Below are 13,755 nucleotides of genomic sequence, written 5' to 3'. Positions count from 1 at the left end.
TTATGGTTATACGTTAAGATTATAGTCATTCATATGAAGAAATATGAAATCCTATGTATTTATTTTATTAAATATTCACAGTTCTCTTTTAAAGTTTACTATAATTATAATGTTTAAATCATCTAAATAGTAAAAATTAATTGTATTATTTTAGAATATTCTGTAAAATTAAAATAAAGGTCACCGATAGGAGGGATGATGTTGGGAATTATAAACAAGGACCAAATGAATCTTTTTGGTGAGTGGGATGAACGAACAGAAAAATGCTTAATTTTAAAACTTTCAATAGATGGTTTTATTACATTTTCATCCCGAAATTCGAAAGACATCATCGATTTTGAGCCAGAAGAGTTAATCGGAACCCATTTAAGACAGATTTTGTATGGAGAAGACTATTGTAAAATAAGCGGATATTGGCCTTTAGGAAGAGAAGAGGGATTTTCTGCATTGTTGCGTCTACGAGATAAAGCAGGGGATTTATTATACTGTGAAGCTATATTTAATCATGTTAGAGATTCTCAAGAAATAAAAGAAACAATCGTTATAATAAAGAATGGAAGTAATAATAAAATCATTGATTCAAATTTACTTGATAACGAAAAATTAAAGGTGGCTGGTCAGTTAGCTGCAGGTGTTGCTCATGAAATAAAAAATCCTTTAACAAGCATTAAAGGTTTCATTCAATTAATGAAGACGGAGACGATCGTAAATAGGAAATACTTGGAAGTTATAGAAGGCGAAATTAAAAGGCTAGAGAATATTTCAAGTGAATTATTGGTCTTGGCAAAACCACAACACCATGAAGAGGATTTACATGATTTGACTGTTATTACTAAAGAAGTCGTTTTTTTAATGGAAGCAGAAGCACTACAAAAAAGTATCCAGTGTCATTTTATTTCAGACGGTCAATCATACTTGTTATTTTGTAATCGAAATAAAATAAAACAAGTTTTAATTAATATGGTTAAAAACGGGATTGAGGCTATGGAAAAACCAGGAATCATTACGATTTCATTATCTAAACAAGAGGATGAAGTGCAAATTGCAATTACCGATGAAGGCTGTGGCATTCCTGAAGAATATTTAGATCAACTCGGTAAACCATTCTTTTCTACAAAGAAGAAAGGAAACGGCCTTGGCTTAATGGTCTGTCAAAAAATCATTTCAGAGCATAATGGCAGCATATCAATCGAGTCCAAACCAAATGATGGCACAACTTTTATCATTAAGCTGCCCTTAGTAAACGACACGGCTTGGAAACAAAATTGAGTTGAAAACGCCTCCATAGGCAATTTCAATAATCATTTTTACATAAAAGCAAAAAAAAGCACCTTATATGAGATGGTGCTTTTTACTTTTGCTATGCCATTCATGTGCCAACATTCCGTATACGACTAAATCATGATAATGATCGTACAGGAATTCACCATCACGAATGACTCCTTCCTCTTTAAACCCCAAGCGAATGGGAATTGCCCGGCTCTTGTGATTATTAACCCCACAGCGAATTTCTACTCGATGAAGCTTGAGAGAATGAAATATATAATCGAGTAAAGCTTGCACCGATTTTGTCATTATTCCCTTTCCTTCAAATCCCTGGGCTAAATAGTAGCCAATGGTTGTTTGTTTATTATACCAATCAATCGAGTGTAATCCGATTGCTCCAATTAAATGATTACGATACCTAATTCCTAATTGAAAGCCGTTTTTATCATAATACTGTCTAAGCCAACCGGAAATAATGCTTTGAAACTGAGCTGGTGAAAAAATACTATCAATCCAGGGAAGCCACTGGCGGAAGTGCTCTCGATTTCTATGGACTAATTGAAATAAAGGTCCGCTATCTTGTAATTGGAACAAATGTAATTGAATTTCCTGGTCAACATTAATGGTAAACATTTCTTCCAATCCCCTTTAATCATGTAATGTTATTGCATTTAACAATTAGCGACATGCTAAACAGCAATATTAGAAATAAAAAACATAACCTTTCATTTATTAAGTAAATCATATAATCCAAATTATATGTTAAAAGTCCGGGAATTGTTATAAAAAAGATAAATCGATCCCAGTTTCCCGCTTGGTATTTATCTAGAAGGATGTTTCCATTCTTGTTTTTGAATGAGGCTCTCTAACGCGATTCATAAGAAAAAATGTTCGACTTACGTTCAAAAGTTTTGACTCTTGAACAGACATAATTTAAGTTTGTCTATGACTATATTTTTAGAAACGGTGATTTAAAGTAGGTGAATAAGTAAGATTTTTGGTTTATCTAGGGACTGCATACTTATGCTTGTTCATTTTGGGACTTAGAAAAGGAAGTGAGGTTTCAATTAAAGGGATTGCCTTTTGATGATGCTAGAAGTATAAGACCAATGTATAGGTATTCGTCGAAGGGATGTCTTTAAATAGAAGATCATTGTTCCAGTGCTGAAAATCTGAATAAATAAAAGCCCCCCAAAAATTTGGAGGGCTTAAGCCATATTATTAAGTTGTCTTATATAAATAACACTGCTTATCGAGTTCCGCCAAGTTGTTGTTCAGCCATTTGAACTAGGCGTTTTGTGATTTCTCCACCAACAGATCCGTTAGCACGAGACGTTGTTTCTGCTCCTAGGTTTACACCAAACTCATTTGCAATTTCATACTTCATTTGCTCTAAAGCTTGTTCTACTCCAGGTACTAATAAATTGTTTGAAGAATTGTTGTTAGGCATGTTGAAAACACTCTCCTTCATTATTTTAGAATTTTGGTGGACTATTTTGGGATTGAACCAAATTGGAAGTTTCATCCATGCAACCATGCATAGTCCATAAGTTTTGCGAGATACTTTTTTATAGTTGTGTTTTCTGTTGGTGTTGCGCTGTGTTTTTTTGCTTGGTTGCTGCTTTGTAATCATTATTATGGTTAAAATCACAAATCCTATTCGATAAATGATAAAGGTAACTTTTACCTAAAAACAGTAAAGTTCAATGTGCAAAAACAAGTATCCGACATCTGTAGAGATGCCGGACACCGAGTGTTACGTCTATTTATTTATTTATTTGGAGGAGTCTCTTCCTCAAGATTTCGAGCCTCTTCAATATTCGTATGTTCTTCTCGGGAGTGGACAGTTCCACCTGCTAAGCCTTCATTGATGATTCGATCAATGTCCAAAAAGACCTCATCCCTACCTTCATACTCTAAATCATTCTTTTCTTTCCTCATCAATAAGTTCCCCCCTTTCATCAATATCTTTCTTTAGTTTAGCTATATATAGACAAAGACATACAAATCTAATTAACCTAAGAATATATTTGCCAGTGTTCCTGCAGATATTTATAATAGTAAGGAATGTAATATTGAACGGAAGGTTGATTATCATATTATGGAAGCATTTTTAACGATTTTATTTATGGTGACTGTTGGTGCTATTATTGGTGGAGCAACGAATTGGTTAGCGATTAAAATGTTATTTCACCCTTATCATCCGATTTATATTCGAGGTTGGCGACTACCATTTACACCAGGACTTATCCCCAGAAGGCGTCAGGAATTAGCGATACAATTAGGAAGGCTAGTCGTGAATTATTTACTCACGCCAGACAGTTTTAGAAAAAAACTTTTGAGTAGTGAATTTCAACTAGAAGTAAGTACATATATACAAAATGAATTATTGAAGCTGTTCAACTCCCAACAAAGTATAAATGATTTATTAAAAAGTTGGGGAATCACAGACGGACAAGATAAAATACAGCTCAAAATACATGGATTAATTGAAGAGAAATACGATCAATGGATGGGGGAATATCGTGACCAGTCTATTCGAGATCTTGTACCCGCCGAAATAAATGCCAAGGTTGAAAGTAAATTGCCTTTTGTAAGTGCATTTATTCTGCAAAAAGGAATCGATTACTTCTCCAGTGAAGAAGGGAAAAAGCGTATTGAAAGTTTAACGAATGATTTTATTGATCAAAGAAGTGGTATGCTGAAAAACATGCTGCAAATGTTATTAGGAAACGTCAATTTAACCGAAAAAATCCAACCTGAAATCATTAAGTTTTTGAAAAATAAAGGAACCGAAGAGCTGGTTACAGGCGTGTTAAAAACAGAATGGGATAAAATTCTCGATTGGCAAGCAGAAAAGCTAGAAGAGAAATTCGAGAAGCAAACGATTCTCGACCTATTGAAAAGGTCTATAGACAAAATGATCAGACTTGAAAAGGTTATGAATATGCCTTTACAACAATTAGCAAGTACGGTTCAAGAACCAGTTTTAAAAATCGTTCCTCTAGGAGTAGAAAAGGCGTGTGCTTTCCTATCCAATCAAGTTGAACCGATCATGGAGAAATTAAAACTTGCAGATATAGTTAGAGAACATGTTGAACGATTCCCAATCGAACGGCTCGAGCAAATGCTGCTATCCATTATTAGTAGTGAATTAAGAATGATTACCTATTTAGGAGCTTTAATAGGAGGCATGATTGGAATTTTCCAAGGTTTGATAGCCGTTTTGATCTAATAAAAATTCACATAGAATGGTGGCATTCGGGCATATAGTTTGTTATAGTTAACAGACTGTCAAAATTTAAAGGAGTGAAATAATGACTATTAACGAAAGTGCTGTTCAATTAGGAAATGCTATCCAAAATAGTGATGAATATAAAGAACTAAAGAAACTATATACTGAAGTTCAAGCGGATTCAGCGGCTAAAAGTTTATTTGAGAAATTCCGCAATATGCAAATTCAAATGCAAGAGAAACAAATGTCTGGTCAAGATATCAGTCCAGAAGAAATTGCCAATGCTCAAATCATTGTCGCAGATGTTCAAAAGAACGAGTTAATTAACCGATTAATGCAGGCAGAAGAAACATTAAACAATGTAATCGTTCAAATCAACCAAGTTGTTTTAAAACCACTAGAAGACCTATATAGTTCAATGAACTAAAGATAGAGAAGATCTCAGATTGAGGTCTTTTTCTTTTTTGTGAAATTTAATAACCTCGGATATACGTGTTAAAAAAGCTAATGTTCTAATCAGCTCCTTTTTTCCATAGTCTTTAATATGGAATCATTTTTACACCAAGATTAGGGGGCAAAAGAGTATGATCTATCGAATGCTTGCAATCAATATTGACGGTACTTTACTCCAATCAAATGGAAAACTTCATAAATCAACACGTGAAGCGATTGAATATGTACAGCAGAAAGGGATTTATGTTACTTTAGTAACTTCTAGAACATTCCCATCAGCCAAAAAAATCGCTAAAGCTTTAAAAATTAATAATAATTTAATTACCCACAGAGGCGCTTATATAGCTAAAGAAATTTCAAGACCGGTACATTCTTCAAGAATTAAGGATACGGTCACTTATGATATCGTTCGATTGCTGGAAGGTTTTCCTTGTCAAATTCGACTTGTTCATGAACATTTTTCACTAGCCAATAAGTATAAATTAAATCATAACTTATTGTCTAAAACCGTTTTTACAACAGGGGATCCCATCGTCTATTCCCAACAGTTTGTCGATTCGATTGGAGACGCGATTGCCGATGAATCAGCGAATCCTATAAATATTGAGGTGTATTTTGAATTTAAGGAAGATCTAAAGGATATTCAAGAAGCCATTAGTAAAATGTATCATGAAGTAGAATGTGTGCCTATAAATGATTTAAGGATGGACCTTGTTCCAACCGGAGTTTCCAAATTAACTGGTCTGCTTTATTTAGCGGAAAGACTAGGAATAAAACGAAATGAAATTGTCACCATTGGGGATGATATGGACGATATGGAAATGATTCAAGCATCGGGACTTGGGGTGGCAATGGGAAATGCTCCGTTTGAGGTCAAACGGGCTGCAGATTGGATCACACGTTCCCAAAATCAGCATGGTGTAGCCTATGTAGTAAAAGAACATTTTCGTAAACAGCCGCAAATTGAATTTTTACGTAAATTGAACATCATAAAGTAAAACCTCTATCAGTTGGGGGTTCTTTCAGCTCGTTATGCCTGATAAAATAGCATAGTTATTGAACATCCTCTTTATTCCTTGACCCCTGATGGTTTGTTGGTTTAGGGGTTTTTTTATTGTGATCGGTTGTGAAACTTTTTTGAAAACACTGAAAATGAGGTTTTGCCATGGTATGATAGAACCGGTTAAGATGACTTGGAGGAGGAATCAGGGGATGGTCAGTGAACTGAAAGATACGTTGCAGTTGAGGTTAACGGGCGAGTGGCAAAAATAGTGTGGGATAAACCAAACATTTTACATGGAATCAAAAAGGTTATACTTAAGGAATTGATTCAAAAGTTTAAGGAAATCAGTCTATCGGATGACATTCAAATCGTCATTGTGACTGGTAAAGAAGATGCTTTTTTTACCGAATTTCAAAACAGTATATTTAATGAGATAAATGATGAAAACGATTTCTATTATACAATGGAATTAATTAATGAATTGATTATTACCTTATATAATATGCCGAAAATTACAATCGCTGGAATTAATGGCAAAGCTTCTGGTCTAGGATTGAGTTTGGCGTTAGCAACAGATCACATTCTTGTTAGTGAATCAAGTCAAATCGTTTTAAATACGTTGGAACAGGGAATCATTCCTGTCGGTGGCGCTCATTTCTTTCTTGAAAGAAGATTAGGTGAGGATAGGGCTAGACACTTAATATGGGAAACAAGAACACTGTCCGCAATCGATGCTAAACAATTATACTTAATAAACGAAATTGCCTCAGGGAATTTGCAACAAGCAATCGATCAGAAAGTGGAGCAATGGACTCTTAAACCAATATTAGCGATGATTAAAACGAAAAAAATCCTCGGAGAAAAAAATCGCCCACACTTATTAAAAATGCTTGAACTGGAAAAGTATGCTCTCTATCGGATGATGCAAACCGAGGAGACTATCAAGAATGTTGTCAGGCACGAAAGGAGAATCGAAAGCCTAGTTATACAGGGAGATAAAGAATCATATTATAAGGGACTCTGCCAAGAGCCCTTTTTGGAGTTTTTATTAACTTTTTGTAAAAAACGATTTTATTTGAATCTTTATACGTTTAAATAACGTAATATGGACTAAAAGAAGGAGGAGAAGTATGGTTTTAGATATCAAAAATGTCACAAAGAATTTTGGGAAGTTTACGGCAGTTGACGATTTATCCATTTCCATTCCTGAAAAAGAGATGTTTGGCTTTTTAGGGGCCAATGGGGCAGGGAAAACAACCACATTTCGAATGATTTTAGGACTATTGAATCCAAGCAGTGGAAACATTACGTGGGATGGGGATAGGATTGATTATTCAACAAGCAGGATAATTGGATATCTGCCGGAAGAGAGAGGGTTATACCCAAAGCTAAAGGTACGCGAGCAACTCGTTTATTTAGCTCGATTAAGAGGGATGAATAAAAACGAGGCGGTTAAAGAGCTGGAATATTGGCTAACTCGATTTAAAGTACCTGAATACATGGATAAAAAAGTAGAGGAACTTTCAAAAGGAAATCAGCAAAAAATCCAGTTTATTGCGGCTGTTCTGCATAAACCGAAACTGTTAATTTTGGACGAGCCATTCAGTGGCTTAGACCCTGTCAATGTAGAACAATTAAAGAAAGCTGTATTGGATTTAAAAGAAAGTGGTACAACGATTGTTTTTTCAAGTCATCGGATGGAGCATGTAGAGGAAATGTGTGAGCATCTTTGCATTATGCATAAAGGAAAGCCTGTTGTTCATGGAGCGCTAAGAGAAATCAAGCGAGCTTTCGGAAAAAAGAATTTAGTCATTCATGGTGATTTCGATTTGGAATACTTAATTCAATTCCCAGGTGTCATTCGTGGCAAGAAAACAACTGAAGGGGTACGCCTTCAAATTGAAAAGGAATCCATTGCCTCAGATATTTTAAAGAGTATTGTTCATAAGGGGTTTATTTCCAAATTTGAATTGGAAGAGCCCTCATTAAATGACATCTTTATTGAAAAGGTAGGTGCCTCTTATGAATAATTTTTGGATTATTTTAATACATACTTTCACTAGTAAATTGAAAACTAAATCTTTCATTTTAACAACGGTCATTATGGCTGTATTAATGATTGGATTAACAAACTTAACGAATATCATCCAATTTTTTAATAGTGATGAAGGAAATAAAGTGGCTGTTATTGATGAATCTGGCGACTTATATCCATCGTTAGAAGCAGGGTTAAAAACAATTAATCAGGAGCTTCAAGTTGAGTTATATTCAGGGTCACAAGCAGATGCAGAGGCCGCTGTTGAAAATGAAGATTATAAGGGATTGCTTATTATCAATGTTGATGATGAAGGTTTACCGATTGCTACCTATAAATCATTAAGTGTCGCTGATTATGTGATTCAGACAGATTTACAATTCGCCCTACAAGGGATAAAAAGTCAAATTGCTGCGACTCAACTTCAATTATCACCAGACCAACTAGCAAAACTATCGGAACCTGTCCCATTTGAACAAGTTGCCTTAAAGGAAAATGCCAAGACACTAGAGGAATTAAGTGAAGCTAGAGGTCTTGTGTATGTCCTGCTATTTGTCATTTATTTTGCTGTAATCATGTATGCAAATATGATTGCAATGGAAGTGGCAACTGAAAAATCCTCCCGTGTCATGGAGATTTTGATTTCCAGTGTTTCTCCAGTTAAGCAAATGTTTGGGAAAATCTTGGGAATTGCGCTATTGAGTTTAACACAACTAGCTTTTTTACTAGGGGTCGGGTACTTTTTTGTCAAACGGAATCTAGAGGAAATGCAAGGTGGATTTTTTGAATTCCTTGGTTTTCAAAATGTCCCTCTGTCCACTGTCATTTATGCAATTATTTTCTTTATCTTAGGGTATTTCCTATATGCGACACTAGCAGCATTTCTGGGCTCGCTTGTCAGTCGCATCGAAGATGTTAATCAAATGATTACCCCGATGACGTTCCTAGTGATTGCAGGGTTCATGATTGCGATGTTTGGACTTGGTCAACCAGATACAACATTTATGACCATTAGTTCATATATTCCATTTTTCACACCGATGCTGATGTTTATGCGTGTAGGAATGCTTAATCTTCCAGTATGGGAGCCGATTCTAGGGATTGTTATTTTAGTAGTATCAATTGTGATTCTTGCCATTTTTGGTGCTCGCGTGTACAAAGGCGGGGTATTGATGTATGGAAAATCAAACTCCTTCAAAGATATTAAAAAAGCCTTGCAGCTAACAAAAGAAGACTAGTCTTTGAATGGTCCTTGAGATGTGTTCTCAAGGACTTTTTAAATCACTCTATTGTTGAAAAACGTGGTTCGCTTCCTTTGTGAAAGTGAAGATAAATGGAAAGGAAGCGAAAGAGCAAGAATGTTTCACATTAGGTGGATGCCCTCAATAAAGAATCAAATATCCTGACTTTAACCTCATTCATTATAGATATTACTCACTTTACTCGATAGAACGTGCATTCGCTTTTTAGTGATGGTAATATATAACTATCATCTTACTCTGTTCATATGGAGTATAGCTGGGAGAGATTTTATGAAGCAAATATCCTTTATCCATGGTGCAGATTTACATTTAGATAGCCCGATGGTAGGTCTATCTTATTTACCAAAAGCGATTTTTGAACGGTTGAAAGAAAGCACCTTTACAGCGCTAACCCGGTTAGTCGATGCTGCAATTGAAAACGAAGTTGATTTTGTCATTTTAGCCGGGGATTTATTTGATGAGCAAGATCGAAGTGTCCGAGCGCAAACAAGGCTGCGAAAAGAAATGGAAAGATTGAAGGGAAAGGGGATCGCTGTTTATGTTATCCATGGGAATCATGATCATCTAAATGGTGAATGGGTGCATTTAGATATGCCTCAAAATGTCTATATTTTTCCAGATCGGGTCGTAGTAAAACCCCATACAACAAAAAACCATACAGTCGCACATTTATATGGATTCAGTTATCCAACACGGCACTTAGAAAATAACTATTTAACACAGTATACAAAAAAAGAAGGAGCCGACTTTCATATTGGAATTCTTCACGGTCATTATGAGGGAAATAGCGATCACAGCCGTTACGCTTCTTTTACTACAAAGGAATTAATCGAAAAAAACTTTGATTATTGGGCGTTAGGACATATACATAAGCGACAAATCATTCACCATTCGCCAATAATTTCTTACCCGGGAAATATTCAAGGTCGAAATAGTAAAGAAGTTGGTGAAAAAGGCTGCTTTCTTGTCAAAATGACAGAAGAAGAAACAAATATAGAGTTTATTAGAACGGCTGATATTATTTGGGATTCGGTTGAAGTGGATTGCACTCCTTTAAAAAGCTTTCAAGAACTTTATATTCTGCTGCGAAAAACAATGGAGGAAAAACGTCTCCTAGACGATGGAGTATTATTAACCATATCACTATCAAACATTCGGTTGGATGAAAAAGAATGGCTGCCTGTCAAAAATGGTGAACTTCTCCAAGCCTTACAAGATGATGAAAAGGACGAAGATTCATTTGTTTGGCCGATTGCTATCCATACGGGCCACTCGATGGAATGGGAAAGAAGCGAGCTGGAAGCAGAATCTCAATTTTTTAAAGAAATGTTTCAAACCGTAGATGACACCGAAACAATTGGAGACAGTATTAAACCATTGTATGATCATCCGATTGCCGCAAAGTTTTTAGATCCACTATCCAGCAGAGAAAAGAAGGATATGGAACAAGAGGCATTAGACTTATTGGTTTCCCTATTAAAGAAGGGAGGGTAAAGCGATGAAGATTGAAGAAATTCATATTTATGGTTATGGAAAGTTTGAAAACACTAGATATACAAATTTAGGAAATAAGCAAATTTTCTTTGGTAGCAATGAAGCGGGAAAATCAACCATCATGTCGTTTGTTCACAGTATCTTATTTGGGTTTCCGACGAAGCAGCAATCTGAGCTGCGCTATGAGCCGAAAAAAGGGGCCAAATATGGAGGGCAATTAATTGTATATTTCCCTGATCATGGCAGAGTAGTTATTGAACGTGTAAAAGGGAAGGCAACTGGAGATGTGATCGTCAAATTAGAAAGTGGAAGAATCGGGGGAGAAGACCTTCTTGGAGAATTGCTTTCTTCCATTGATAAACAATTATATACCTCCATTTTTTCGTTTAATCTTCACGGGTTGCAGAATATTCATTTAGTCAAAGAACAGGATTTAGGGAAATTTTTATTTTCAATCGGCACTGTTGGGACCGATCAACTTTTAAAAGCTGAAAATAAGTTATCTAAAGAGCTTGAAAGCCGTTTTAAGTATAATGGCAGAAATCCGCTATTAAATATAAAAATAAAGGAATTACAGCAATTAAGGGGCGAGCTGCGAAAAGCAGAGAGAAATAACGAACAATACGTATCTTTACTAAAGAAAAGAGAAGAGTTACAAGCTGAAATCCAGCAATTAAAAGCAAGTGCAACTGGATTAAGCCGTAATCAAGCAAAATGGGAAGAGTGGAAAAAAACTTTACCGCTTTATAAAAGAAGGGAGGTCCTTGAAAACGAACTAGCTCAATACGATCGCATTACGTTTCCTGAACAAGGGTTAGAAAAGCTGGACCAATTAACAGGTTTGCAGAACAGAGTTCAACGAAAACTACATACAACTGAACAGCGTTTACAACGCTTAAAGGTTGAGTTGGACCAATTAACACCAAACTTTACCTTGATTGAAAAAGAACATGAAATTAATGCAGCTGTTGAAAGTCTGCCTCTAATTGATCGGACAAAACAAGAAATCAATGGACTACAAATCAAAATAAAAAAGTTAGATGAAGAGTTACAGTTATTACACAATAAAGTTCATTTGCCACTTTCCCAACAAGATATTATTAATAGTAACACAAGTATTTTTATAAAAGAAAAGGTAGCGAATTTAGCTGCCAAACAAAAAAGTTTAACAGCAAAAAAGTTGGAATTGGATGAGCGATTTCAAGAGGAAAAAAACAGGCTAGAAGAATTAGAATCAAAAGAAATCCAACTTAAAGAAGAGTTAGTCTCTGATGAAGAAAAAAATAAAATGGAAGAGGCGTTATCCCGTTGGAAGGCTAAAGAGACCATTTTGTTTCAAATCGAGTACCTTGAAGAAAGACTAACAGGGTTGCACTCTTCAATACAAAAGGAAAAAAATAGAAAGGCTCAACATAAAGTTCAGCATCTTATACTAGCAATTCTTTTCAGTGCTTTAAGTGCTTGGGGTCTTCTATCAGAAGCCTTTACATTTCTATTTTTAGGCGGCTTAGGACTTCTCTTTATTTTTTGGTCATTCTTTAAAGCATCTTTTTCAAAAGATATCGAGTCTATGCAAAAGGAATCGACTACATTGCAGGAAAAAAAGGCTATATTGGAGCAAGAATTAAATATGCCATCAAATCAAATAGAAGGGATCCGTCAGAGGTTTGAGAGAGACCAAGGGATTAGGGATCAAGTAAATCAGTTATCTTTAATGATTGAAAGACAGCAGGACCAGTACAACCATGTTGTCGATTTATTTGAACAATGGGAGCACAATGAAGCGGGGCTTCGGCAAGAGTTACTAAGGGTTGGAAAAGAGCTGAAGCTGCCTGACAATATCGCGCTCCATCATCTATTGGATGCTTTTCAAATGATTGATGAACTGAAAAAAGTAACCTTAGAAAAGGACCTGATTGTTAAAGAGATCGTAACCACTGAAAATAGTATGAAAGAAATGGTTGCTGCAATTGAAGAACTATCTTTTTTGCTTTCCCAAAAGGCCCCTTCGTATCATGAGGCCGTATTTATGTTAAAAAGAAGTCTACGAGAAGAATTAGAAAAACACATTCAATATAAAGAGAAACAAGAACAATATCGTGAATTGGAGGGAGAATGGAATAACGATCGGATTGAATGGAAGGGACTGCAAGCAGAAATCGATTTGCTTTATCAGAAAGCAGGGGTTCAAGATGAAAAAGACTTTAGAGAGAAGGCAAGGATTGCAGGGATAAAGGACAACTTGTTACAGCAATGGAATCAGGTAAATATTCAACTTAAATTATCAACCATTGATATAACTGACATTGATTCGTTTGAAGAACAAACCATCGATGAGAGAATTGAAGAAATTCAAGTTGAAAAGCAAGCTCTCGAGCAGAGAATCACTCATTTTAATGAGGAGTTGGCTTCTGTTAGACATCAAATTTCTCTGATTGAAGAAGGGGGAACGTATGCAGACCTTCTCCATCGTTATAAACAGCAAAAATCTGAATTCCAATCAGAAGCATTGGAATGGGCTAAGTTTGCAGCCGCTAAGGAAATTCTCCAAAGAACAATTAATAACTTTAAAGAGCTTTGGTTCCCGAAAATGCTTGTTAAAGCGGAAGAGTTTTTGCAGTTTCTCACAGGTGGAAATTATATTCGAATTCTTCCAAAACAAGATAGCAGCGGCTTTATCATTGAGAGCAAAGACCACCTTCTCTTTGAAGCAAATGAGTTAAGTCAGGCAACGACTGAACAAATCTATATATCCATTCGTCTGGCCTTAGCTCTTACCGTATATGAAAAATTTAAGTTTCCGATTATCATCGATGATAGTTTTGTTAACTTTGACCGTGTTCGAACGCATAGAGTAATTCAATTATTAACTAATCTAGACGATTATCAAGTCCTATTTTTCACCTGTCATGAACATCTATTAAGTCATTTTCAATCGGAAAATATCATCAAAATTGAAAAAGAAAATGCAGTATCATAGGCTATCGGAATAAGGGAACATCGTCTG

General features: G+C 35.5%; 12 protein-coding genes. 9 read left to right on the top strand and 3 right to left on the bottom strand.

The genetic code is table 11. The features are described from left to right. Window positions 1-201 precede the first annotated feature (201 nt). Window positions 202-1,269, top strand: a complete 1,068-nt coding sequence (locus R4Z10_RS17300; protein WP_338470537.1) for an ATP-binding protein — start codon at window positions 202-204, stop codon at window positions 1,267-1,269. Between the two features lie 63 nt (window positions 1,270-1,332). On the opposite strand, the gene R4Z10_RS17295 is transcribed toward R4Z10_RS17300, so the two are convergent. The 3 genes from R4Z10_RS17295 to R4Z10_RS17285 all read right to left on the bottom strand — a co-directional run bounded on the left by R4Z10_RS17295 (window position 1,333) and on the right by R4Z10_RS17285 (window position 3,207). Next, window positions 1,333-1,899: a GNAT family protein gene (locus tag R4Z10_RS17295; RefSeq protein ID WP_338470536.1), complete on the bottom strand. Its 567-nt coding sequence runs from the start codon at window positions 1,897-1,899 to the stop codon at window positions 1,333-1,335. Window positions 1,900-2,515: 616 nt separating this feature from the next. Continuing rightward, window positions 2,516-2,716 carry an alpha/beta-type small acid-soluble spore protein gene (locus R4Z10_RS17290; RefSeq protein ID WP_338470535.1) on the bottom strand — a complete coding sequence of 67 codons (201 nt, stop codon included), beginning with the start codon at window positions 2,714-2,716 and terminating at the stop codon, window positions 2,516-2,518. Window positions 2,717-3,036: 320 nt separating this feature from the next. After that, window positions 3,037-3,207: a hypothetical protein gene (locus R4Z10_RS17285; RefSeq protein WP_338470534.1), complete on the bottom strand. Its 171-nt coding sequence runs from the start codon at window positions 3,205-3,207 to the stop codon at window positions 3,037-3,039. Window positions 3,208-3,367: 160 nt separating this feature from the next. Here R4Z10_RS17285 and R4Z10_RS17280 point away from each other — a divergent pair, with 160 nt between their 5' ends. The 8 genes from R4Z10_RS17280 (at window position 3,368) to R4Z10_RS17245 (ending at window position 13,728) form a co-directional block, all read left to right on the top strand. Continuing rightward, window positions 3,368-4,501: a DUF445 family protein gene (locus R4Z10_RS17280; RefSeq protein WP_338470533.1), complete on the top strand. Its 1,134-nt coding sequence runs from the start codon at window positions 3,368-3,370 to the stop codon at window positions 4,499-4,501. Between the two features lie 82 nt (window positions 4,502-4,583). Further along, window positions 4,584-4,928, top strand: coding sequence for a YlbF family regulator (locus R4Z10_RS17275; RefSeq protein WP_338470532.1), 345 nt, complete (start codon window positions 4,584-4,586; stop codon window positions 4,926-4,928). 157 nt (window positions 4,929-5,085) lie between these two features. Continuing rightward, window positions 5,086-5,952, top strand: coding sequence for a Cof-type HAD-IIB family hydrolase (locus R4Z10_RS17270; RefSeq protein WP_338470531.1), 867 nt, complete (start codon window positions 5,086-5,088; stop codon window positions 5,950-5,952). Between the two features lie 261 nt (window positions 5,953-6,213). Further along, complete coding sequence (locus tag R4Z10_RS17265; protein WP_338470530.1) at window positions 6,214-7,056, top strand: enoyl-CoA hydratase-related protein; 843 nt, start codon at window positions 6,214-6,216, stop codon at window positions 7,054-7,056. Between the two features lie 31 nt (window positions 7,057-7,087). Beyond that, window positions 7,088-7,987: an ABC transporter ATP-binding protein gene (locus R4Z10_RS17260; protein ID WP_338470529.1), complete on the top strand. Its 900-nt coding sequence runs from the start codon at window positions 7,088-7,090 to the stop codon at window positions 7,985-7,987. Beyond that, on the top strand, window positions 7,980-9,230 hold the full coding sequence (locus R4Z10_RS17255) for an ABC transporter permease (RefSeq protein WP_338470528.1): 1,251 nt from the start codon (window positions 7,980-7,982) through the stop codon (window positions 9,228-9,230). The genes R4Z10_RS17260 and R4Z10_RS17255 overlap by 8 nt, the downstream gene beginning before the upstream one ends. A gap of 294 nt (window positions 9,231-9,524) precedes the next feature. Then, the gene (locus tag R4Z10_RS17250; RefSeq protein WP_338470527.1) at window positions 9,525-10,748 is read left to right on the top strand and encodes a DNA repair exonuclease; all 1,224 of its coding nucleotides are present in this window, start codon (window positions 9,525-9,527) and stop codon (window positions 10,746-10,748) included. Between the two features lie 4 nt (window positions 10,749-10,752). After that, window positions 10,753-13,728 (top strand): AAA family ATPase, encoded by a 2,976-nt coding sequence (locus R4Z10_RS17245; protein ID WP_338470526.1) that lies wholly within the window; start codon window positions 10,753-10,755, stop codon window positions 13,726-13,728. Window positions 13,729-13,755 lie beyond the last annotated feature (27 nt).

Source organism: Niallia sp. XMNu-256 (assembly GCF_036670015.1).
Classification (GTDB): domain Bacteria; phylum Bacillota; class Bacilli; order Bacillales; family Cytobacillaceae; genus Bacillus_BD.
This window is presented reverse-complemented; position numbering and strand designations above follow the sequence as displayed.